This window comes from Pseudomonas sp. W15Feb34 (assembly GCF_023127765.1).
Classification (GTDB): Bacteria; Pseudomonadota; Gammaproteobacteria; order Pseudomonadales; family Pseudomonadaceae; genus Aquipseudomonas; species Aquipseudomonas synxantha_A.
The window spans coordinates 171,123-191,805 of the sequence record NZ_SPKN01000053.1; the positions used below are offsets into that span (position 1 = coordinate 171,123).

25 protein-coding genes are annotated in these 20,683 nt (G+C 58.5%); 21 read left to right on the plus strand and 4 right to left on the minus strand.

Annotated elements, in window-relative coordinates:
• Window positions 1-84 precede the first annotated feature (84 nt).
• On the plus strand, window positions 85-1,092 hold the full coding sequence (locus E4O97_RS26990; RefSeq protein WP_032875454.1) for a DNA-binding protein: 1,008 nt from the start codon (window positions 85-87) through the stop codon (window positions 1,090-1,092).
• Here E4O97_RS26990 and gorA read toward each other — a convergent pair whose 3' ends face one another.
• Both gorA and galU read right to left on the minus strand, forming a co-directional pair.
• The gene (gene gorA, locus E4O97_RS26995) at window positions 1,093-2,451 is read right to left on the minus strand and encodes a glutathione-disulfide reductase (protein ID WP_078821335.1); all 1,359 of its coding nucleotides are present in this window, start codon (window positions 2,449-2,451) and stop codon (window positions 1,093-1,095) included. It lies immediately after the preceding gene.
• A 105-nt stretch (window positions 2,452-2,556) separates the two neighbouring features.
• Window positions 2,557-3,396 (minus strand): UTP--glucose-1-phosphate uridylyltransferase GalU, encoded by an 840-nt coding sequence (galU, locus tag E4O97_RS27000; RefSeq protein ID WP_003173830.1) that lies wholly within the window; start codon window positions 3,394-3,396, stop codon window positions 2,557-2,559.
• A 312-nt stretch (window positions 3,397-3,708) separates the two neighbouring features.
• On the opposite strand from galU, the gene E4O97_RS27005 reads away from it, so the two are divergent.
• The 12 genes from E4O97_RS27005 to E4O97_RS27060 all read left to right on the plus strand — a co-directional run bounded on the left by E4O97_RS27005 (window position 3,709) and on the right by E4O97_RS27060 (window position 13,604).
• A complete protein-coding gene (locus E4O97_RS27005; protein WP_032875460.1) occupies window positions 3,709-3,894 on the plus strand; it encodes a hypothetical protein in 186 nt (61 codons plus the stop codon).
• Between the two features lie 508 nt (window positions 3,895-4,402).
• Window positions 4,403-4,924, plus strand: a complete 522-nt coding sequence (locus E4O97_RS27010) for a fimbrial protein (RefSeq protein WP_078821334.1) — start codon at window positions 4,403-4,405, stop codon at window positions 4,922-4,924.
• Between the two features lie 51 nt (window positions 4,925-4,975).
• Window positions 4,976-5,536 carry a fimbrial protein gene (locus E4O97_RS27015; RefSeq protein WP_078821333.1) on the plus strand — a complete coding sequence of 187 codons (561 nt, stop codon included), beginning with the start codon at window positions 4,976-4,978 and terminating at the stop codon, window positions 5,534-5,536.
• A 19-nt stretch (window positions 5,537-5,555) separates the two neighbouring features.
• The gene (locus E4O97_RS27020) at window positions 5,556-8,165 is read left to right on the plus strand and encodes an outer membrane usher protein (RefSeq protein ID WP_248162779.1); all 2,610 of its coding nucleotides are present in this window, start codon (window positions 5,556-5,558) and stop codon (window positions 8,163-8,165) included.
• Window positions 8,162-8,923, plus strand: a complete 762-nt coding sequence (locus E4O97_RS27025) for a fimbria/pilus periplasmic chaperone (RefSeq protein WP_248132230.1) — start codon at window positions 8,162-8,164, stop codon at window positions 8,921-8,923. Before E4O97_RS27020 ends, E4O97_RS27025 begins: the two co-directional genes overlap by 4 nt.
• A gap of 18 nt (window positions 8,924-8,941) precedes the next feature.
• The gene (locus tag E4O97_RS27030; RefSeq protein WP_078821331.1) at window positions 8,942-9,523 is read left to right on the plus strand and encodes a fimbrial protein; all 582 of its coding nucleotides are present in this window, start codon (window positions 8,942-8,944) and stop codon (window positions 9,521-9,523) included.
• 10 nt (window positions 9,524-9,533) lie between these two features.
• A complete protein-coding gene (locus tag E4O97_RS27035; protein WP_216091412.1) occupies window positions 9,534-10,025 on the plus strand; it encodes a fimbrial protein in 492 nt (163 codons plus the stop codon).
• A gap of 29 nt (window positions 10,026-10,054) precedes the next feature.
• Window positions 10,055-10,534 (plus strand): fimbrial protein, encoded by a 480-nt coding sequence (locus tag E4O97_RS27040; protein ID WP_078821424.1) that lies wholly within the window; start codon window positions 10,055-10,057, stop codon window positions 10,532-10,534.
• 11 nt (window positions 10,535-10,545) lie between these two features.
• The gene (locus E4O97_RS27045) at window positions 10,546-11,088 is read left to right on the plus strand and encodes a fimbrial protein (protein ID WP_248162780.1); all 543 of its coding nucleotides are present in this window, start codon (window positions 10,546-10,548) and stop codon (window positions 11,086-11,088) included.
• Window positions 11,089-11,196: 108 nt separating this feature from the next.
• Entirely contained in the window at window positions 11,197-12,171 is a 975-nt protein-coding gene (locus tag E4O97_RS27050; RefSeq protein ID WP_248162781.1) for a fimbrial protein, read from the plus strand.
• A 50-nt stretch (window positions 12,172-12,221) separates the two neighbouring features.
• Window positions 12,222-13,178, plus strand: a complete 957-nt coding sequence (locus E4O97_RS27055) for a fimbrial protein (protein ID WP_078821422.1) — start codon at window positions 12,222-12,224, stop codon at window positions 13,176-13,178.
• Window positions 13,179-13,322: 144 nt separating this feature from the next.
• Window positions 13,323-13,604 carry a hypothetical protein gene (locus E4O97_RS27060; protein ID WP_078821328.1) on the plus strand — a complete coding sequence of 94 codons (282 nt, stop codon included), beginning with the start codon at window positions 13,323-13,325 and terminating at the stop codon, window positions 13,602-13,604.
• A gap of 9 nt (window positions 13,605-13,613) precedes the next feature.
• Here the strand turns inward: E4O97_RS27060 and E4O97_RS27065 are convergent, their stop codons facing one another.
• Both E4O97_RS27065 and E4O97_RS27070 read right to left on the minus strand, forming a co-directional pair.
• Window positions 13,614-13,844 (minus strand): hypothetical protein, encoded by a 231-nt coding sequence (locus E4O97_RS27065; protein WP_005788199.1) that lies wholly within the window; start codon window positions 13,842-13,844, stop codon window positions 13,614-13,616.
• Window positions 13,845-14,008: 164 nt separating this feature from the next.
• Window positions 14,009-14,359 carry a hypothetical protein gene (locus E4O97_RS27070; protein WP_005788197.1) on the minus strand — a complete coding sequence of 117 codons (351 nt, stop codon included), beginning with the start codon at window positions 14,357-14,359 and terminating at the stop codon, window positions 14,009-14,011.
• Window positions 14,360-14,572: 213 nt separating this feature from the next.
• Between E4O97_RS27070 and E4O97_RS27075 the strand changes: the two genes are divergently transcribed.
• The 8 genes from E4O97_RS27075 (at window position 14,573) to modC (ending at window position 20,652) form a co-directional block, all read left to right on the plus strand.
• Window positions 14,573-14,875 (plus strand): DUF1883 domain-containing protein, encoded by a 303-nt coding sequence (locus tag E4O97_RS27075; protein WP_003173824.1) that lies wholly within the window; start codon window positions 14,573-14,575, stop codon window positions 14,873-14,875.
• A gap of 25 nt (window positions 14,876-14,900) precedes the next feature.
• Complete coding sequence (locus E4O97_RS27080) at window positions 14,901-15,068, plus strand: hypothetical protein (protein WP_177464515.1); 168 nt, start codon at window positions 14,901-14,903, stop codon at window positions 15,066-15,068.
• Between the two features lie 3 nt (window positions 15,069-15,071).
• Complete coding sequence (alkB, locus tag E4O97_RS27085) at window positions 15,072-15,737, plus strand: DNA oxidative demethylase AlkB (protein WP_032875491.1); 666 nt, start codon at window positions 15,072-15,074, stop codon at window positions 15,735-15,737.
• Window positions 15,738-15,812: 75 nt separating this feature from the next.
• Window positions 15,813-16,862 (plus strand): bifunctional DNA-binding transcriptional regulator/O6-methylguanine-DNA methyltransferase Ada, encoded by a 1,050-nt coding sequence (gene ada / locus E4O97_RS27090; protein WP_248162783.1) that lies wholly within the window; start codon window positions 15,813-15,815, stop codon window positions 16,860-16,862.
• A 96-nt stretch (window positions 16,863-16,958) separates the two neighbouring features.
• Window positions 16,959-18,023, plus strand: a complete 1,065-nt coding sequence (locus E4O97_RS27095; protein ID WP_248162784.1) for a nitronate monooxygenase — start codon at window positions 16,959-16,961, stop codon at window positions 18,021-18,023.
• Between the two features lie 113 nt (window positions 18,024-18,136).
• On the plus strand, window positions 18,137-18,886 hold the full coding sequence (gene modA, locus E4O97_RS27100; protein ID WP_032875495.1) for a molybdate ABC transporter substrate-binding protein: 750 nt from the start codon (window positions 18,137-18,139) through the stop codon (window positions 18,884-18,886).
• Window positions 18,887-19,567 carry a molybdate ABC transporter permease subunit gene (modB, locus tag E4O97_RS27105; protein WP_078821322.1) on the plus strand — a complete coding sequence of 227 codons (681 nt, stop codon included), beginning with the start codon at window positions 18,887-18,889 and terminating at the stop codon, window positions 19,565-19,567.
• A gap of 5 nt (window positions 19,568-19,572) precedes the next feature.
• Complete coding sequence (gene modC / locus E4O97_RS27110; RefSeq protein ID WP_248162785.1) at window positions 19,573-20,652, plus strand: molybdenum ABC transporter ATP-binding protein; 1,080 nt, start codon at window positions 19,573-19,575, stop codon at window positions 20,650-20,652.
• Window positions 20,653-20,683 lie beyond the last annotated feature (31 nt).

A 20,683-nucleotide genomic window follows, 5' to 3' on the forward strand; every position in this document is an offset into this window, starting at 1 on the left:
ATCATGAATTTCAACGATTTTTTATACGTGTTAAAGTATGTATATACATACCATGTACCACAGTACTAAATCGACGGAGACTCCATGGCTCGCGGCGGCATAAACAAAGCAGTAGTTCAAACGGCACGCTTGGCAATCCTTGCCCGCGGAGAAAACCCCAGCATCGACGCAGTACGGATCGAGATGGGTAATACCGGTTCCAAAACCACTATTCATCGCTATTTGAAGGAGCTGGACGAAAGTGAAACCCGGCTGACCATTACCGAGGCGCCGATTGACGACGAGCTAGGCGAGCTGGTTGCACGTCTGGCCCAGCGCCTGAAAGAGAAGGCTCAGGAGCCGATTGACTTGGCGCTGGCGCAATTCGAACAGCAGAAAACCGCCCTGCTCGCCCAGGTTGAGGCGCTTGAAGAGGCACACACTCAGCTCAAGCAGCAATTTGATATCCAGGCCGCAGCCCTGGCGGAAGAAAGCGCTGCGCTGCAAACCGTCAGCACCAGCCTGCAAACCGAGCAAACCCGTAACGCCGGGTTGAGCCAGGCGTGCAGTGATTACGAGTTGCGGATCAACGACAAGGACGAACAGATTCGCTCACTGGAAGAGAAACACCTGCACGCACGCGACGCGCTTGAGCATTACCGCAACGCGATAAAGGAACAGCGCGAGCAAGAGCAGCGTCGCCATGAAGGCCAGCTGCAGCAGGTTCAAGCCGAATTGCGCCAGGCTCAGCAAAGCGCACTCGTACGCCAGGATGAAATCACCCAACTGCATCGCGATAATGAACGCCTGCTGATTGAGCAGCGAGTGACCACCAAGGAACTGAACGCATTGCAGGATCAGACCCGCAAGGATCAGGCCGCACAACTCAAGCTCAACGAGCATCTGAGCAAGATCGACAGCGAGCGCGCCCTGCTTCAGGAGCGCCTGCGGGTTGCAGCACTGGACAGTCAGGCACGCCAGGAGGCGCTACTTGAAAATCAGCAGCGCAACAAGGCACTGGAACTGGACCTGATCAAGGCCCAGGCCAGCATCGACGCGCTGCGCCTGGCCGCCGCCGTTGCAACGGCGCCAGAGACAGCACAACCATCCTGATCAATCGGCCACAGGCGTGCGCATGGTGACGAACTCTTCGGCCGCCGTCGGGTGCACGCCGATGGTCTCGTCGAAATGCTGTTTGGTCGCGCCCGCCTTGAGCGCGATCGCCAGCCCCTGCACGATTTCGCCTGCATCCGGACCGACCATATGGCAGCCCAAGACCTTGTCGGTGTCGGCATCGACCACCAGTTTCATCAGGGTCTTTTCCTGGCAGTCGGTCAAGGTCAGCTTCATAGGCCGGAAACGGCTTTCAAAGATCTGCACCTTGTGGCCTTGCTTGCGCGCGTCTTCTTCCGTCAGCCCGACGGTGCCGATATTCGGCAGGCTGAACACCGCCGTTGCGATGTTGGCGTAATCCACCGCACGGTACTGCTCAGGCTTGAACAGGCGCCGCGCCACGGCCATGCCTTCAGCCAGGGCGACCGGCGTCAGTTGCACCCGACCAATCACATCGCCAATGGCCAGGATCGATGGTTCGGCGGTCTGGTAAAGATCGTCCACCTCAACGAAGCCGCGCTCGTCCAACTTCACACCGGTATTTTCCAGCCCCAGGTTGTCGAGCATCGGGCGGCGGCCGGTGGCATAGAACACACAGTCGGCTTCCAGCACGCGGCCATCCTTCAAGGTGGCCTTGAGGCTACCGTCGGCTTGCTTGTCGATGCGCTCGATGTCGGCATTGAACTGCAGGTCCAACCCGCGCTTGGTCAGTTCTTCCTTCAGGTGGGTGCGCACCGAACCGTCGAAGCCGCGCAAGAACAGGTCGCCGCGATACAGCAATGTGGTGTTGGCACCCAAACCATGGAAAATTCCGGCGAATTCCACTGCAATGTAGCCACCACCCACCACCAGTACACGCTTGGGTAGCTCTTTGAGAAAGAACGCCTCATTGGAACCGATCGCGTGTTCACGCCCTGGAATTTCCGGGATCTGCGGCCAGCCGCCGGTAGCGATCAGGATATGCCTGGCAGTAAAGCGCTCGCCGTTGATCTCTACCTGATGCGCATCTACCAGACGCGCATGGCCTTCATGCAGGGTCACCCCGCTGTTGACCAGCAGGTTGCGATAGATGCCATTAAGACGGTTGATCTCGCGATCCTTGTTGGCAATCAGGGTTGCCCAGTCAAAGTTCGCTTCGCCCAATGACCAACCGAAACCACTGGCTTGCTCGAAGTCTTCGGCAAAATGCGCGCCGTACACCAACAGCTTTTTCGGCACGCAGCCGACGTTCACACAGGTGCCGCCCAGATAGCGGCTTTCCGCAACGGCCACCTTGGCACCGAAGCCTGCGGCAAAGCGCGCCGCACGAACACCGCCGGAACCGGCGCCAATTACATACAGGTCAAAATCGTAGGCCATTTCACTCTCCTCGGCAGAACACCAGCATACCGACTTACATGGGGCTGAAAAACGAAAAAGCCACCCGAAGGTGGCTTTCTCTTGAAACAGTGCGGCAAGCGTGAATCAGTAGGCTTTGCCAGTCTTGTAGAAGTGCTCGTAGCAGAAGTTGGTTGCTTCGATGTAGCCTTCGGCGCCACCGCAGTCAAAACGCTGCCCTTTGAACTTGTAGGCAATTACGCAACCGTCTTTGGCTTGCTTCAACAGCGCATCGGTGATCTGGATTTCGCCACCCTTGCCCGGCTCGGTTTCTTCGATCAGTTTGAAGATGTCCGGGGTGAGGATGTAACGACCGATGATCGCCAGGTTCGACGGAGCATCTTCCGGCGCTGGCTTCTCGACCATGTCACGCACGCGGATCAAGCCATCGCCAATATCGTCGCCGGCGATAACACCGTACTTGTTGGTTTCGGTTGGGTTGACTTCCATGACCGCAACGATGGTGCAGCGGTATTTCTGGTAGAGCTTGACCATCTGGGTCAGCACACCATCACCTTCCAGGTTCACACACAGGTCATCCGCCAGGACCACGGCAAACGGTTCGTCACCGATCAGCGGGCGACCGGTAAGGATAGCGTGGCCGAGGCCTTTCATTTGAGTCTGACGGGTGTAGGAGAACGAGCACTCGTCGAGCAATTTACGGATACCGACCAGGTATTTTTCCTTGTCGGTGCCTTTGATCTGGTTTTCCAGCTCATAGCTGATGTCGAAGTGGTCTTCCAGGGCGCGTTTGCCGCGGCCGGTAACGATGGAGATCTCGTTCAGGCCGGCATCCAGGGCTTCTTCCACGCCGTACTGAATCAGTGGCTTGTTCACCACCGGCAGCATCTCTTTGGGCATGGCTTTGGTCGCTGGCAAGAAGCGAGTGCCGTAACCGGCTGCTGGGAACAAGCATTTCTTGATCATATGAGTCCTTACAAAGGGCTGTGCGTACGGAATTCGGCGCAGTCTAATCAGGCCGCAGTCACCTTACAATGGGTCCTGCTGGCGTTGCGATGTCATCATAGAGAAAAAATGTCGGCGTAAGTTCCGCTGATCTTGCAAAGGGGTTGCCCACGATCAGACGAAACACACCCGCCCCCCCCTTTATTTAAAAGGGCTGCAATGGTTTTAGCACGCTTTTCGCCGCCTGGCACTGACCTGCAACAACTCGCGCCCCCCCTCAGCCGTTTGGCGGTATCATGGCCGCCTTGAATCAGACCACGAGATTGCCAATAGATGTCAGAACCCAAAGGTGTAAACGGCTACCTGATCACGCAGCGTGCAGACGGCTGGCACTTGATCAATTTTCACGGCGACAGCGTTGCCGGAACATTTGCGACCGAGAGCCAGGCGATTGCCGTAGCTGAAGTGTTTGTGGATGAAGCAGGCCACGCGTCGAGCAAACGCCCGAAAAACAAGTAAGCCTCGCCACACCGCCACAAAAAAGCCCCGGTCGACGGGGCTTTTTTGTGGACGCCTGTATTTGTCGGCGCCCTGCGACCTCTGCGCCCCCCGACACTTAGTTGTTTCGCTTGGTAAACGACTATTGTTTTTCAATTCGCGTAATCCCATTCTTACATCCAAAACCCTAACTAAAACATTCTCATTTAGCTGCATGTAGTTCAATTCTTACAGTCAAAATAAAATTTTTGGCAAATTGCCATATCCTTCCTATATATCGCTATACGTTACGGCTACACCACTAAACGAATGCGCCGACTTACTTCCACAGTGCAAAGCCACACAATCATTTCCGCCTCAAACGTGCCGCCGGATTGCAATGCAATTAATTGGAAAACCTGATTATTAGAAAGCCGACTCGGCTGACGACTTCGGGATTTACCGGGCGCCACTTTTGCGGTGAAACCGTCAGTCCCAGACCCAATAGCGGCGGGACTTTTCAATGACATTTTTATGTGGGCGTCTGCAAATGAAAACTAAGTTTAAAACTGCGCTGTTTACCCTTGGGCTGTTCGCCGGCTCGATCTCAGGAGCTCATGCCGCAGATGGAACAGTCACCTTCCTCGGATCGGTCCACTCGGGTGCTTGCTCCATCAAGCCTGAATCCATCGACCAGACCGTTAACCTCGGCGCCATCGCAAAGCATCAATTGCAGGCCGGCGGCAAGTCGGAAGCCCGAAGCGTGAAAATCGAACTGGAGGGCTGCGACCTGACGGACCTTACCGATAACACGGTAACCACTACCTTCACCGCCGCCCCCTCAAACGATGTTCCAGGTGCAATCGGTACCGTCGGTGGTGCAGGCCGCATTGGCATCATGATGACCCACGGCGGCAAACCCGTTGAGCTGGGCGTCGCTACAACCCCGCAAGCCATTTCCACGGGTGATAACACCCTGGAATTCGGTGCCTACGTTCAAGGCGCGGCTACCGGCGACATCGTCCCCGGTGATTTCAGCGCCGTCACCAACTTCACCTTGGCCTATCAGTAAGTTGTTCCCCCCGCCACCTGAGGGTGGCGGGGGGACGGGTGGGAGATACCGGTGAAAACATTCTTAAATCTCGCAGTCACCTCCTCGTTGACGATGTTCATCAGTCCCTGGAGTTTCGCCCAGCCACCTGCCCAGGGCGAAGGCGTTGTCACGCTGGGTGGCGTGATCGTCGACTCCGCATGCGGGCTGGAACTGATCAGTGCCGATCAGTCCATCGAGATGACCCCCGAGCCTATAGGCAGGCTATTGCGCAATGCATTGGGCGAGCCACACCCCTTCGAATTACGCCTGGTCAATTGCTCCTTGACGCGCCCGGACCCGTCGCGGCCTGGGGCCACGCTGCCTGATTGGGAGCATCTGCGGGTGACCTTCGACGGGCCTCGCGACAGGGACGGCCGCTCCTTTGCCGCCTTTGGAGACTCACAGGGGGTTGCCTTCCATATCTGGGATTCGGCTGGCCAAGAGAGTGTGCCGGGCGAGCCGATGGCTCCGCACCCCCTGGCTGAAGGTGACATGACACTGCACTACACGCTTCGACTGGTCGGCAACGGGCTGCCACTGGCACCGGGGGCTCACCGGGTCGCAGTGCGGTTCAAGTTGGAATACTTTTGAACATTGATGGGTTGCTTTCATGCTGAATGCGTCGAAGATCAAAAATACGCTTCGCCCCAGCCTGGTAGGCGGGCTGATGTCGCTGGCCGGAACCGCGTTGGGCGCCGGGGATATCGAATTCAATACCGACGTGCTTGATTTGAATGATCGCACCAATATTGATTTGTCCCGCTTCGCCCGTAGCGGTTTCATTCTGCCCGGGACCTACACGATGCTTGTGCAGATCAATGGCCAGCCTGTTTCCGAGCAAGCGGTGGCCTTCTACCCTCCCGAGCATGATCCCAAGGGCAGCCAGGCATGCTTGTCCCCTGGCCTGGTGGAACTGTTGGGGCTGAAGGCGTCGGATGCCACCAAGCTCACCGCGTGGAAAAACGGCGAGTGCCTGGATACCCAAGGCCTGCCAGGTACAGAGGTGAGCGCTGACCTGGCCACCTCCACGCTGAACATCAACCTGCCCCATGCCTACCTTGAATACAGCGCCCTCAACTGGGATCCACCCGCGCGCTGGGATGAGGGAGTGCCGGGATTACTGGTTGACTACAACCTGACGGCACAGTCCAACGCCCAGAAAAACCAAAATACACGCAATCACCTGAGCGGCAATGGAACCCTGGGGGCCAATGCCGGGGCCTGGCGCCTGCGTGCCGATTGGCAGGGACGCGTCGACAGCGCGAGGGACCGATCCGCCGGGGAGCAGAAGCTGGAGTGGAGCCGCTACTACGCTTACCGCGCCATTCCTTCGCTGAAGGCGCGATTGGTGGTGGGCGAGAACTACCTGTACTCGGACCTGTTCGACAGCTTCCGTTTTACCGGTGCCGCGCTGAATTCGGACGAAAGCCAACTGCCACCGAACTTGCGCGGCTATGCGCCGGAGGTTGTCGGGGTTGCCAAGACAAACGCCAGGGTCGTCGTCAGCCAGCAAGGCCGCGTGCTGTATGAAGCCCTGGTGGCGGCCGGCCCCTTTCGCATTCAGGACCTCAATGACGCCGTCACGGGTACGCTGGATGTGCGCGTGGAAGAGCAGGACGGCTCGGTGCAAACCTTCAAGCTCAACACTGCCGGTGTTCCTTACCTGACGCGCCCCGGGCAACTCCGCTACAAACTCGCGACCGGACGGCCTTCCGATCTTCAATACGGGGCTGACGGTAACTTTTTCGGCACCGGCGAATTCTCCTGGGGGGTCAGCAACGGCTGGTCATTGTTCGGCGGCGCCATTACCGATAACAACTACCATGCGGCCACTGTCGGTGCAGGTCGTGACTTGCTGGTGTTAGGAGCATTATCCCTGGATGTCACCCAGTCCCATGCGAACGTGTGGAATCAGACCCTCTCGGGCAAATCCTATCGCCTGCAATACTCCAAGAACTTCGAACAATACGACAGCCAAGTAACCTTCGCAGGTTATCGGTTTTCCGATAAGAACTTCTTAAGCATGAGCGAATACCTGGATGCTCGTCATTATGGAATGAACGGCGAACTCGCAGGGCGCGGAAAATACGACGAGTTCGGTCAATACGCTGGCGAATTCAAACCTATAGGGGGCAGTAAGGCGCTGTATACCGCCACGATCAACAAACAGTTTCGCGACTTGGGTGCCACGGTGTACGCCAGTTACAACAAACAAACTTACTGGTCGCGGCCCTCCAGCCAGCGTTGGAACTTGTCGGTATCTCGCTACTTCAATGTCGGCACCGTCAAGAATCTGAGCCTGTCCCTGAATGTCTATCGCACCCAGGACTACAGCTATAAGGATAACGGCATGGCGCTGACGGTCAGCCTGCCGCTGGGACGCAGTGGCACGTTATCGCTGGACGCGAACAGAACAGCAGGCAAGAGCGGCTTTTCAACGCGCTACAGCGATCGCCTGGATGAACGCAACAGCTACCAGCTCAGTGCAAGTGACAATTCCGCCAGCGGTTACCTGAGCCACATGGGCGATCAGGCTGACTTGACGCTGGCCGCCAGCCGTCAACAGGGCAACACCAGCCTGAGCATGTCGGCCCGCGGTGGCGGCACCCTCACGCCCCACGGCGCAGCACTGCATCGAACCAGCAGCATGGGCGGCACGCGTCTGATGGTCGATACCGGCGGTGTAGCCGATGTGCCAGTGCGCGGTTACGGCACGCCGACGCGCAGCAACGCCTTTGGTAAAGCAGTGATTTCCGATTTGAGCAGTTACCAGCGTACGGCGGCCAGCGTGGATCTGGAGCGCCTGCCGAAAAACGTCGAAGCCACGCAATCTGTCACGCAAGTGACCCTCACCGAAGGTGCCATCGGCTACCGATCCCTGGAGGTGATTTCCGGTGAGAAAGCCATGGCGGTACTGCGCCTGCCGGATGGCAGTACGCCGCCCTTCGGAGCAATGGTTAAGAACGCTAAGCAACAGGACACCGGCATTGTGAATGATGGCGGCAGTGTGTACCTCAGCGGTATCCAGGCAGGTGAGCAGATGTTCGTCACCTGGGGAGAAAATTCGCGCTGCATTCTTACGCTGCCTTTGGATTTGCCGGCTGATGGCTTGACCCATGCCCTGCAACTGGATTGCCCAATGGTAGCCACTGATCAAACCTCGCCCGCGCCGTCCAAGCTGACCGGCCAGCACACCGCCACGGAGAACACATCCTCATGATGCTCAATACACGCCTCACCCTCTCGTCCATCGCAATGCTGGCCTTCAGCCTGAGCCAAAGCGCCCACGCTGCGATTGCCTTGGACCGTACACGCGTGATCTTTGACGGAAGCAAGGACGCCACCAGCGTGAATATCACCAACAACAACACCCAGTTGCCGTACCTGGCCCAAGGATGGATTGAGGATGAACAGGGTCAGAAAATCACCGCACCCTTGATCGTGCTGCCACCGGTGCAGCGTGTGGAGCCTGGCAAACAAAGCCAGGTAAAGGTCCAGGCACTGCCCGCGGCCAAATCCTTGCCACAGGATCGGGAGACGGTCTACTACTTTAATCTGCGGGAAATTCCGCCGCGCAGCGACAAGGCCAACACGCTGCAAATCGCGCTGCAAACCCGGATCAAATTGTTCTATCGACCGCAAGCCATCACACCGACCCAGCAAGATCTGTCCAACCCCTGGCAAGAAAAGCTGACCCTTTCACGGCAGGGCGAACATTACCAGGTGAACAACCCAACGCCGTACTTCGTGACCCTGGTGGATGCACGCAGCACCAAGGATGGCAAGACCGTGCCGGGTTTCGAACCGCTGATGGTGCCACCCAAAGGCTCGCTGACCCTGGGCCCGACCGCCAAGGCCCTCGGCACCTCGCCTTATCTGGCCTACGTGAATGACTACGGCGGACGTCCGCTGCTGGCGTTCACCTGCAGTGGCGAGACTTGCAAGGTGAACCTGCAAGCAGCCCCGCTCACACCGTAATACCGACCGGAGTCAGCCATGAAATCGCACTATGTGAAGGTCTTGGGCGGCCTGCTACTGGCCCTTGTCGGGAGCGCGCAGGCCCAGGATGAAGACGATATAGAAGGCATGAGCGGACGACTGAATATCTCCGGATCAATGCATGAAACCCCCTGCAACCTGGAGATGACGTCGGTGCATCAAACCATTGATTTGGGCGATGTCTCCACCAGCCAATTGCGTCGTCCTGGCGATCAGGCAAGGTCAGTGGCATTCCAGTTGCGCTTCACCGATTGCCACCGCACCGCCGGCAGCATCCGCAGTGAACGCACAGGCAATCTGACGTGGAGTGCCTTTCAACCGGTGCTGTCGGTAGCGTTCCTCGCACCGGCCGATGCCGATGATTCACGCCTGGTCAAAGTGCAAGGCATCAGCGGGATGGGCCTTCAATTAACTGATGTGCTTGGCCGGGATGTAAACCTGGGTCAGCGGGGGGAACCTTTGTTCCTGCCCCTGGGTGGCGCCACCCAGACCTGGAACGTTCGGCCCACACGCACCTCCGCACCGTTGACCAGCGGGGCATTCCGGGCAGTGGTGGACTTCAGGCTCAATTATGAGTAAGGGCAGAAAAATGGCGAACTCAAACGGCTTGTGGGCCGTGTTTATAGGCGGCCTGATGTGGGCCGTCAGCCAGGCGACGCAGGCCGAGACCAGCCTGACCATCCGTGCGGTGATCATTGCGCCGCCGCCGTGCGTCATCAACAGCGGCAGTACGCTCGATGTGCCATTCGGCAATGACCTGCTGACCTCAAGGATCGACGGAATCAACTACCGCCGTGGTGTGCCCTACACCGTTACCTGTGATGCGCCGTACAGCAACGCGCTGACACTGGAACTCAAGGGCACCGGGGCTGCGTTTGACAGTCGCGTGCTCGTGACCCGCAAGCCAGACCTTGGGGTGAAGCTGTTCGTCAATGGCACTGACTGGCCTTTGAACACGGCGGTGAACTTTACCTATCCCAATTTCCCGGTGGTTCAGGCTGTACCGGTCAAGCGCGTCGGCAGTAAGTTGACAGGCGGGGCCTTCGATGCGATCGCCACTCTGGTGGTGGATTACCAATGAAGTCGATTACCCATGAAGAGAAACGATCCATGACCTTTTGGCCGCAGAAAGCATTGCTCGCCTTGTGCGCCATCAGCTTTTGCAGCGGCGTGTCGGCCAACCTGACCTTCAGCGGAACACTGAACGAGCCCCCGCCCTGCACCATCGATGCCGGCAATACCATTGAAGTGGATTTTGGCGATGTCGGCGTAAAGCGCGTCGATGGGGTGAAATACCGCCAGAGCGTCGGCTACACCATCAACTGTGGCACCGACACGCTGCCTTGGGAGCTTAAGTTGAGCGTCAACGGTACCGCGACAACGTTTGACAGTTCGGCGGTACAGACCAGCGTACCAGCACTGGGTATTCGGGTTTTCCAGAACAGCCAGCCATTTGTCCTGAATTCCCCCTTGGAAATCAGCCTGTCGTCGCCACCGGTATTGGAAGTGGTTCCGGTCAAACAACCTGGCGCAACCCTGACACCCGCCCGCTTTACCGCGGTGGCCACGTTGTTGGCCGAATACCAGTAGGAGTTGAGTCCATGGGATATAAACGCATCCACCCGGTGTGGCCCTGTGCCGCGCTGGTACTGAGCCTGGGCTTGATCGCCGAAGGTAACGCAGCGGACAACCTGAGTTTCAGAGGCAACCTGGTTGAAGAAGCCTGCACGATTCGTCCCGGCGACGAAGCCATTACCCTGGAACTCTGGGACCTGACCAGCAAGTACCTCTACCTCAACACCCGCTCACTCGGAAAGGTTTTCAAGCTGCACCTGGAGGACTGCGACACCACGGTTGGCAACACAGTCACGATCACGTTCGGCGGCAGGGAAAACCCCGAGCTCCCCGGATTGCTCGCGCTCGATGGCGGTAGCGGCGCCTCCGGCATTGGAGTAGGCCTGGAGACGCCGGGTAACCAGCCCCTGCCACTCAATACTGTCAGCGACAGGCAGGTGTTGAGCGATGGCAATAATGTGATCGAGCTCAAGGCCTATGTGCAGGGCGAGCCGCGGGCTATCCAGGACCAGACCATCGGACATGGTGCCTACACAGTGACGTCCACGTTCACGCTGGACTATCCATAGATCATTCACGAATTGAACACAGTCTCTGCGAACCAGGAATCTTTTCCGGGCGACTTCAGCACAGGCCGGATGCATGTGGGCAACGTTCAGTTAGAGGAGTACCGAGAAATGCAGATCAGACCACTTTCTGGAGCCATGGCGCTTCTTCTCCTGGTTGGCGTCACATCAATCGCAAACGCTGCCGATTGCCGTGTGAATGGTGGAGCGTGGCAAACGGTGAACCCTGGTGGGACGATAAGCCTGCAAATCCCGGTGTATGTCCAGCTGGGTGCCGACCCTACCCGCATTCTTCTTGAAGGGGCGAACATAGAGTGCAAATTCACTTCTTTTGGTGGCCCCCCGTGGTTACAAGACTACTGGGCCACCTCGGCACAAGCGGGTCCTGCCTGGACGCCTGGCCCGAAATTCAGCAATCAGGGCACCGGTCTACGGATAAACGGAGGGTTCTTCAATACGCCTGTCCCGGATGGTATCCAGATACTCACCATTCCTAATAACGGCATCGGCTACCCCCTGGCAGTCACACCCTATATTTTGATTCGCAACAATCCGACAAACCCTATTGACGTGCGGATAGGCGACACCCTGGGTGTATTGCGACTTAACCAGACAAACAACTACGACGCCGGCAGGACAGCGCTCGTCCTCGCCTACACTGCCGCCAACAACTTCTCCATATCGCCGTCAACCTGCACCATCAACAATAACAATCCCATTGAAATCAACTTCGGCGACGTCAATCAGCGTGCGATAGGCACTGATCCTTTAACAACCTCCATCCGCACCAACCGCAGGCTCACCTACTCATGCCCGGATGGCGGCATCACCACCCCAATCACCATTACCTACAAAGGCGTTCCATCGTCTTTCGATAATCGGCTGATGATGATGACCAACGCGAATGTGGGTACAGCCCTTGTGCGTGCGGGAGCCGCAGTGCCAGTCAACGGTTCGTTCCTGACCCGGATTACCAATAGCGTGGGGGGCGATGATGTGACGTTTTCCCTGGTCCGGCGTGCGGGCTCTCTTCCCACGGCCGGGGCTATCAGCGGGAGCGGCGTACTCGTGATGGGTGTGCCATGAAAAAGGTGAAAGAGGCGCAAATGCAGATTCTGGAACAACGAGAGAAAAGAATGAAACGACTACATGGTGCCCTTGTGCTTCTGGCCCTCGGTGGCATGGCAACGACTGCGCAAGCCGTCGATTGCCGGGTCAATGGAGGTTCCTGGCAGAACGGCAACCCCAACCTGCAAGTGCCTGTCATGGTCACCCTCAGTGCGGACCGCACGCGGCTCATGCTGGAAGGTGCAAGGCTGGAATGTCGATTTACCTACAGTGGCGGGCCGGCTTGGCATGCAGACTACTGGGCATCAGGCAATGCCTCAGGTACGCCTTGGACGCCTGGCCCGAAGTTTTCCGGCGAGCGCACAGGCTTGCGCATCAATGGCTCGTTCTATAACACCCCGGTTCCGGCGGGTATAGGGATAGTCACGGTGCCTAACAACGGCGTCTTTTACCCTGTCAACGTCACCCCCTATATTCTGCTGCGTAATTACCCGTCGAACCCGTTTGACGTTCGGATAGGCGACAACCTGGGCCTGTTACGCCTCACCAGTTCGAACAATTACGACGGCACTCGACCGCAGCTCACCGTTACTTATACCGCCGCCAACAACTTCACCGTCTCGCCGTCGACATGCACGATCAACAATAACAACCCCATCGAGATCAACTTTGGCGACGTCAACCAACGGGCGTTGGGCAGTGACCCCCTGACTACCCCCATCCGCGTCAACCGTAGACTTACCTACTCATGCCCGGATGGCGGGATTACAACGCCCATCACCATTACCTACAAAGGCATACCGTCTTCGTTTGACAGCCGCCTGCTACGGATGAGCAATTCGAACGTGGGAACTGCACTTGTTCGTGCAGGGGCCGCGGTGCCGGTCAACGCTTCGTTCCGGACCCAAATTACCAACAGCGTGGGCGGCGATGAAGTGACGTTTTCCCTGGCTCGGCGCGCGGGTTCCCTCCCCACCCCCGGGGCCACAAGCGGCAGCGGAGTGCTCGTGATGGGCGTGCCATGACACAGATGCGAGGCTGAGGCACTTTGGAGTGAGCAGTCGAAGATCTTGTATCTGGGACTGCGCACCAGGTGGCAGTTCGCTATAATCCGCGCCAACGCCCCACGACAGTGTCAGCGCCCTCCACTTCTTCTCGATGATGACTTTATGAACAAAATCCTGGCACTGACCGCAGTACTGGCACTGGCCGGTTGCACCACCACTTCAGACACCCTGCTGAAAAATGGCGAGCAAGGCTTGACCATCGACTGCTCGGGCGAGGCCAACTCATGGGCCAGTTGCTACGAGAAAGCTGATGCCTCCTGTGCCGGCACCGGTTACCGCATCGTCGGCACCAATGGCACCCCAGCCCTCAAGGACAGCGACAAGACCCTGGGCCAGGACGTGGGCAACTTTAAAGGTCGCAGTGTGGTGGTCGTGTGCAAGTAAGCCGTTGCGCTATAGATGCACTTCGGCGAACTTGATCCCCAGGCCACGCAATATTTCAATCAGGTCATCCAGCCGCGGGAATGACTCGACCTCATCCTGATCGTCTACCAGGAAGTAGCTGCGACCGCCGCTTTTTTTGAAGAACACGATCCACTCGCCCAAGTCGGCGGGGTTCTGGATGACATGGGTCGCTGCAATCTGACCTTCGGCGTGGCGGGCTTTGACGATTTCTCGTTTCATAACAGGCTTTCCAGAAAGAACAAATGCCGCTCAATCCCAAGGTTTGAGCGGCATCTTTGTAGTGAATGCCCGGCAGTTTAACGGATGCCCAGCCCTGGATGCATACCGCGCCTGCGCGGTGTTGGATTTTTTATCGGGTTCGTAGCTCAGGATGAGCCTCGGCCTCAGCCGGAAATGCACTCTTCCCCGGCTTTCTTCACGTCGCCCGGCCGGATCGGCACGTTGGACATGCTTTCATAGAGCTTGATGCTGCTACCACTGGAGCGGTCTTCGATTTCGAAGATCGCAGAAGGGTCCGCCGAAAACTTCTGCGGCACGATGACCTGGATACCGTCTTTATGGGGTTCGATCTGTGGCGGCCGACGGGTCGCCTCCAGTTTGCGCACAACACACGCCGCATATTCCTGCGGTTTCTTCCCTGAGATGACCACCAACGTTGGCGGGGTCTGCTTGATATCTGCAACCGAAGCACACCCAGCAATTGCCAAGGCCAGCACCAACACACTCCACTTCATACTAAAACCTCCGATAAAGACCCTACGACAGCGGGGATGGTAAATTTCTCCCAGCAACGTAGGATTTATCTCTGATAACACGGTAAATAACTGTTTTTAATTGTCGAAGTCGTCGACGACGGCCCGATAATAAACGCGCTGGGGCTGATAAACTCCATCTTAACCTACGTATCGTTCTGATTTTTCAGAAAAAGCCCTTCTGGAGACACCCGCATGAAATTCATTCACCAGCGTGAGCACCTCAACGAGGGAGACATTGTCGTTATCGAATGTTCACAGACCTGCAACATCCGCTTGATGAGCGATGCGAACTTTCGCAGCTTCAAAAATGGCGGGCGCCATACCTACCACGGCGGTGCATTCGATAAATTCCCGGCCAAGATCACTGCACCCAGCACCGGCTTCTGGAACATCACCCTTGATGTGGTCACTCGTCGCGCCATCAGCGTGACCCGCAAGCCAGCGCTGTCCCACAAGATCCGCATCGTTCGTCGCACCAGCACCAAGCTGAGCTGAACCAGCAACTGACAGGAAAAAAGCAGTGACCCATACGACCAAATACGTCATCAAGTACAAGCTCAACGGCGAACGCCGCTTCGAATTTGCCCAGTTGACCGCCAACAGCGTCGAAGAAGCCAAGCAAGCCCTGGCGAAAATTCACGATGCCAGCGACGTAATTACCGACATCACCGTGAGCAAGGCGCTGTAAGTCATGCCGGGCCCTACTGCCGATTTGTTCGCCGATGATGCCCTGCAACAACCTGCCGGGCGCGAGCAGATCGGTGAAGAATCCTACGTTCTAAGGGGCTATGCCCTGCCCTGGATTGAGCGGTTGCTACCTGAGTTGCGGCGTGTGCTGGCCCAGTCCCCCTTTCGGCAAATGGTCACGCCCGGTGGCTTTACCATGTCGGCAGCGCTGAGCAGTTGCGGCGAACTGGGCTGGACCACCGATACCCGCGGCTATCGCTACAGCCCACTGGACCCGCGCAACCAGCAACCCTGGCCCGCCATGCCGGATGCGTTGCGCCAACTGGCCATGGCGGCGGCAACCGAGGCCGGCTTCCGCGACTTCCTGCCTGACGCCTGCCTGATCAACCGTTACGTGCCAGGGGCAAAGATGTCTCTGCACCAGGACAAGAACGAGCGCAGCTACAGCGCGCCGGTGGTCTCGGTGTCCCTCGGCCTACCGGCGATTTTCCTGTTCGGTGGCCATGAGCGCAGTGACAAAACGCAAAAAGTCTCGCTGTTCCATGGCGATGTGGTGGTGTGGGGCGGGGTTGATCGCCTGCGCTTTCATGGGGTGATGCCGATCAAGGCCGGCGAGCATCCGGTCATGGGCGCGCAACGCATCAACCTGACCTTTCGCACCGCCGGCTAATTTGACCGCAAGCTTCGGAGTTTTACCGGTGGGCGACCCGCTTAATCTGCCCCTGAACCGTCTGGAGTGCAGGCCATGAACAACGAACACGATCCGCGCTGGGCCGCCATCATTGCCCGCGATGCCAAGGCAGATGCCCTGTTTGTCTACGGCGTGAAAACCACGGGCGTGTATTGCCGCCCCAGCAGTGCTTCGCGTTTGCCACGCCCTGAGAATATCGAGTTCTTCGACACACCGGCCCAGGCCGAAGCCGCGGGTTATCGTGCCAGCAAACGCGCTGCGGGCGATCAGACTCAACTGGCGGCTTACCATGCGCAGTTAGTCGCCGACGCCTGCCGGCTGATCGAACAGGCTGAAACGCCCCCGAGCCTGGATGTACTGGCTGGCCAGGCCGGGTTGAGCACGTTCCACTTCCACCGTGTGTTCAAAGCCGGCACTGGCTTGACCCCCAAGCGCTACGCCAGCGCCCTGCGCTCACGCAAGGTCCGCGGTGGCCTCAAGGGGCAGCAGTCGGTGACAGACGCCCTGTATGACGCAGGCTTTAACGCCAACAGCCGTTTTTATGAAGCGGCTGACCAGCTACTCGGCATGAAACCTAAGGACTACAAAGGCGGCGGCGTCAATAACACCATTCGCTTTGCCGTCGGCCAATGCTCGCTGGGCGCAATTCTAGTGGCGCAGAGTCAGCGTGGCGTGTGTGCGATTTTGCTCGGGGATGATCCGGATAAACTGGTGCGCGACCTGCAAGATCAGTTTCCCAAGGCAGAGTTGGTTGGCGCGGATCAGGATTTCGAACAACTGGTCGCCCAGGTGGTGGGCTTTGTCGAAGCCCCTGCCCTGGGCCTGGATCTGCCTCTGGACCTGCGCGGCACTGCCTTTCAGGAACGGGTATGGCAGGCATTGCGCGAAATCCCGGTAGGAAGTACCGCCAGCTATGCCCAGATAGCCGAGCACATCGGTGCGCCCACCGCCTTTCGCGCCGTGGCCCAGGCCTGTGGTGCCAACCACCTGGCGGTGGCGATTCCCTGTCATCGTGTGGTACGCAGCAATGGCGAACTGTCGGGGTACCGCTGGGGGGTGGAGCGCAAACGTGAGCTGCTGAAGCGCGAAACCCCCTCCTCATAAAATGCCATTCTCGTCCAGTGAATAAAACAGAGTGGCCCGGCGCCAACGGCCCTGCTAAAACAGCGAAATGCCCTACTAACGCTGGAGACGCATCCCATGAGCACCTGGCCAGACACCCGTATTTTCGACCTGCTGGGCATCGACGTGCCGATCATCCAGGCGCCAATGGCCGGCGCGACGACCACCGCCATGGTCATCGCTGCCCAACGCGCGGGGGCGCTGGGTTCCATGCCTGCCGCAGCGCTGAGTATCGAGCAACTGCGTGAAGCGGTCACTGTCATCCGCCAGGCCAGTACACGGCCGTTGAATCTGAACTTCTTCTGCCATCAGCCGCCTGTAGCCGATGAAGAGCGTGACCGCCATTGGAAGGATGTGCTGCAACCCTACTATCACGAACTTGGTGCCGATTTTGATGCGCCCACCCCAGTGTCCAATCGCGCACCGTTCAACGACGCGGCGTGCCAGTTGGTGGAACAACTGCGCCCGGAAGTCGTGAGCTTTCATTTTGGCCTGCCGGAAAAGTCCTTGCTCGATCGGGTAAAAGCCACGGGCGCCAAAGTGCTGTCATCGGCCACCACCGTTGAGGAAGCAATCTGGCTGGAAAAACACGGCTGCGACGCAATTATTGCCATGGGCATTGAAGCCGGTGGGCACCGTGGCCTATTCCTCAGCGATGACCTGAACAGCCAGATCGGGTTGATGGCACTGGTGCCGCAAGTGGTCGACGCAGTCAGCGTGCCGGTGATTGCCGCAGGCGGCATCGGTGATGCGCGTGGCATCGTCGCGGCCCTTGCCCTGGGCGCCTCGGCAGTCCAGATCGGCACGGCGTACCTGTTCACGCCCGAAGCCGGCATCACCGCCTCGCACCACCACGCGCTGCGCCATGCCCAGGCCAGTGAGACGGCACTGACCAACCTCTTCACCGGCCGCCCGGCGCGGGGCATCGTCAACCGCGTGATGCGGGAGCTCGGCCCGATCAACCCGAGCGCCCCGGCATTCCCCAAAGCCGGAGGTGCGTTAATGCCGCTCAAGGCCAAGGATGAAGCAGGTTTCAGCAACCTGTGGGCGGGCCAGGCACTGGGGCTTGGCAAAGACCTGTCCACTTATGACCTGACGCTTCAATTGTCCGAGCAGGCGTTGACCGGACTCGCGCGCCACTGACATCAGCGGCAACTTTGCACTGTACCGGCAATGGCCAACCGCTATATATTCCCATACATAGCGGTAGAGCCTTCTACCTGAACGCCCCGTACAGCCCAAGGAGTCGCTTCACGATGAACCGTATCTCGCGCCTGGCCCCCCTGCTTGCCGTGTTCGTGCTGGGTTCGGCCCATGCCGATGAAGTGCAGGTGGCCGTGGCCGCCAACTTCACCGCGCCGATCCAGGCAATTGCCGTCGACTTCGAGAAAGACACTGGTCATAAACTGGTCGCGGCTTACGGTGCTACCGGGCAGTTCTATACCCAGATCAAGAACGGCGCGCCGTTCGAGGTGTTCCTCAGCGCCGATGACACTACCCCGCAGAAGCTCGAAAGCGAAGGCCAGACGGTCAAGGGGTCGCGCTTTACCTACGCCGTCGGCACCCTTGCGCTGTGGTCGGCAACAGCAGGCTACGTGGACGCCAAAGGTGAAGTGCTCAAGCACAATCAATTCAAGCACCTGTCCATCGCCAACCCCAAAGCCGCGCCCTATGGCCTGGCCGCCACCCAGGTACTGGCCAAGCAAGGTTTGACCGCGCAGGTCAAGGACAAGCTCGTCGAAGGCCAGAACATCACCCAGGCCTATCAGTTCGTGTCCACCGGGAATGCCGAGCTGGGCTTTGTCGCCTTGTCGCAGATCTATAAAGACGGCAAAGTCACCAGCGGTTCGGCGTGGATTGTTCCGGCATCGATGCATGACCCGATCAAACAGGACGCCGTGATCCTCAACAAAGGCAAGGACAGCGCCGCTGCCAAGGCGCTGGTTGAGTACCTGAAAGGCCCGAAAGCCGCTGCCATCATCAAATCCTACGGCTACGAGCTGTAAATGCCCCTGTCGAGTGCTGACTTTTCCGCGATCTGGTTGACCATCAAACTGGCGTCACTGACGACTGTGATCCTGTTGATCATCGGCACTCCGATAGCCCTGTGGCTGTCGCGCACCACCTCATGGTGGCGCGGCCCCGTCGGTGCAGTAGTCGCATTACCGTTGGTGCTGCCGCCAACGGTCATCGGTTTCTACTTGCTGTTGACCATGGGCCCCAACGGTTACTTCGGCCAGTTCACCCAATGGCTGGGCCTGGGCACGCTTACATTCAGTTTTGCCGGGCTGGTGATCGGCTCGGTGATCTATTCCATGCCGTTCGTGGTGCAGCCGTTGCAGAACGCCTTTTCCGCCATCGGCACACGCCCATTGGAAGTAGCCGCGACCTTGCGCGCCAATCCGTGGGACACGTTTTTTACAGTGATCCTGCCCCTGGCACGCCCGGGTTTTATCACCGCGTCGATCCTCGGCTTTGCCCATACCGTCGGCGAGTTCGGCGTGGTGTTGATGATCGGCGGCAATATCCCGGACAAGACCCGAGTAGTCTCGGTGCAAATATACGACCACGTCGAAGCCATGGAATATGCCCAGGCCCATTGGTTGGCCGGCGCCATGGTGGTGTTCGCGTTCCTCGTATTGCTGGCGTTGTACTCCAGCCGCAAAACCGGGATGGGCTGGAGCTGATCGCGATGATTGATATACGCCTGAACTTGAAATATTCCGCCTTTGCGCTGGACGTGGACCTGCAATTGCCTGGGCGCGGGGTGACCGCGTTATATGGGCAGTCCGGCTCCGGCAAGACCACCTGCCTGCGTTGTATCGCCGGCTTGGAGCGCACCGAGGAGGGTTTTGTACAGATCAATGATGAGGTCTGGCAAGACAGCCGCAACGGGCTGTTCGTACCACCGCATAAACGCGCCTTGGGGTATGTATTCCAAGAGGCAAGCCTGTTTGCTCACCTGTCGGTACGGGCCAATCTGGAGTTCGGCCTCAAGCGCATCCCGCGCGCGCAACGGCGTGTGGATATGGCCCAGGCCACCGAGCTGCTGGGCATCGGTCACCTGCTTGAGCGTCACCCACAACACCTGTCCGGGGGCGAGCGTCAGCGCATCGGTATCGCCAGGGCCTTGCTCACCAGCCCCAGGCTGTTACTGATGGATGAACCGCTGGCCGCCTTGGACAGCAAACGCAAAAACGAGATCCTGCCGTACCTGGAGCGCCTGCACGACGAGCTGGATATCCCGGTGCTCTACGTCAGCCATGCCCAGGATGAAGTCGCGCGCCTGGCCGACCATATCGTCCTGCTCAGCGACGGCAAGGCCCTGGCCAGCGGCCCCATCGGCGAAACCCTGGCGCGTCTCGATTTGCCCCTGGCCCTGGGCGACGATGCCGGCGTGGTGATCGCCGGCAGCGTCATTGCCTACGACGCGCACTATCAGTTGCTCACCCTGCAACTGCCTGACTGCCGATTGCAGATTCGCGTGGCCCATGCGCCGGTGGCGGTGGGTAAACCGTTGCGGGTCAAGATCCAGGCACGGGATGTGAGCCTCAACCTGCAAGCGGACGAACACAGCAGCATCCTCAATCGTTTGCCCGTGACGGTCATCCAGGACATGGGGGCGGATAACAGCGCCCATGTCCTGGTACGCCTGGATGCCGGCGGCACACCCTTGCTGGCACGTATCACGCGTTTCTCCCGCGACCAGCTGCAACTGCATCCGGGCCAGGTGCTATGGGCGCAAATCAAGGCAGTGGCGGTGCTGGCTTAAGCAATTGGCACGACCGCAAAACGCTGCGGTC

Bases quoted from the DNA above. Each gene is read 5' to 3' on its own strand.
- modC (WP_248162785.1), top strand. From the start codon at position 19,573: ATGATTGATATACGCCTGAACTTGAAATATTCCGCCTTTGCGCTGGAC.
- E4O97_RS27060 (WP_078821328.1), top strand. From the start codon at position 13,323: ATGAACAAAATCCTGGCACTGACCGCAGTACTGGCACTGGCCGGTTGC.
- alkB (WP_032875491.1), top strand. From the start codon at position 15,072: ATGCCGGGCCCTACTGCCGATTTGTTCGCCGATGATGCCCTGCAACAA.
- E4O97_RS27050 (WP_248162781.1), top strand. From the start codon at position 11,197: ATGCAGATCAGACCACTTTCTGGAGCCATGGCGCTTCTTCTCCTGGTT.
- E4O97_RS27065 (WP_005788199.1), bottom strand. From the start codon at position 13,844: ATGAAACGAGAAATCGTCAAAGCCCGCCACGCCGAAGGTCAGATTGCA.
- E4O97_RS27010 (WP_078821334.1), top strand. From the start codon at position 4,403: ATGAAAACTAAGTTTAAAACTGCGCTGTTTACCCTTGGGCTGTTCGCC.
- E4O97_RS27025 (WP_248132230.1), top strand. From the start codon at position 8,162: ATGATGCTCAATACACGCCTCACCCTCTCGTCCATCGCAATGCTGGCC.
- E4O97_RS27055 (WP_078821422.1), top strand. From the start codon at position 12,222: ATGAAACGACTACATGGTGCCCTTGTGCTTCTGGCCCTCGGTGGCATG.
- E4O97_RS26990 (WP_032875454.1), top strand. From the start codon at position 85: ATGGCTCGCGGCGGCATAAACAAAGCAGTAGTTCAAACGGCACGCTTG.
- E4O97_RS27095 (WP_248162784.1), top strand. From the start codon at position 16,959: ATGAGCACCTGGCCAGACACCCGTATTTTCGACCTGCTGGGCATCGAC.
- E4O97_RS27005 (WP_032875460.1), top strand. From the start codon at position 3,709: ATGTCAGAACCCAAAGGTGTAAACGGCTACCTGATCACGCAGCGTGCA.
- modB (WP_078821322.1), top strand. From the start codon at position 18,887: ATGCCCCTGTCGAGTGCTGACTTTTCCGCGATCTGGTTGACCATCAAA.
- E4O97_RS27030 (WP_078821331.1), top strand. From the start codon at position 8,942: ATGAAATCGCACTATGTGAAGGTCTTGGGCGGCCTGCTACTGGCCCTT.
- gorA (WP_078821335.1), bottom strand. From the start codon at position 2,451: ATGGCCTACGATTTTGACCTGTATGTAATTGGCGCCGGTTCCGGCGGT.
- E4O97_RS27040 (WP_078821424.1), top strand. From the start codon at position 10,055: ATGACCTTTTGGCCGCAGAAAGCATTGCTCGCCTTGTGCGCCATCAGC.
- E4O97_RS27075 (WP_003173824.1), top strand. From the start codon at position 14,573: ATGAAATTCATTCACCAGCGTGAGCACCTCAACGAGGGAGACATTGTC.
- modA (WP_032875495.1), top strand. From the start codon at position 18,137: ATGAACCGTATCTCGCGCCTGGCCCCCCTGCTTGCCGTGTTCGTGCTG.
- galU (WP_003173830.1), bottom strand. From the start codon at position 3,396: ATGATCAAGAAATGCTTGTTCCCAGCAGCCGGTTACGGCACTCGCTTC.
- ada (WP_248162783.1), top strand. From the start codon at position 15,813: ATGAACAACGAACACGATCCGCGCTGGGCCGCCATCATTGCCCGCGAT.
- E4O97_RS27035 (WP_216091412.1), top strand. From the start codon at position 9,534: ATGGCGAACTCAAACGGCTTGTGGGCCGTGTTTATAGGCGGCCTGATG.
- E4O97_RS27070 (WP_005788197.1), bottom strand. From the start codon at position 14,359: ATGAAGTGGAGTGTGTTGGTGCTGGCCTTGGCAATTGCTGGGTGTGCT.
- E4O97_RS27045 (WP_248162780.1), top strand. From the start codon at position 10,546: ATGGGATATAAACGCATCCACCCGGTGTGGCCCTGTGCCGCGCTGGTA.
- E4O97_RS27020 (WP_248162779.1), top strand. From the start codon at position 5,556: ATGCTGAATGCGTCGAAGATCAAAAATACGCTTCGCCCCAGCCTGGTA.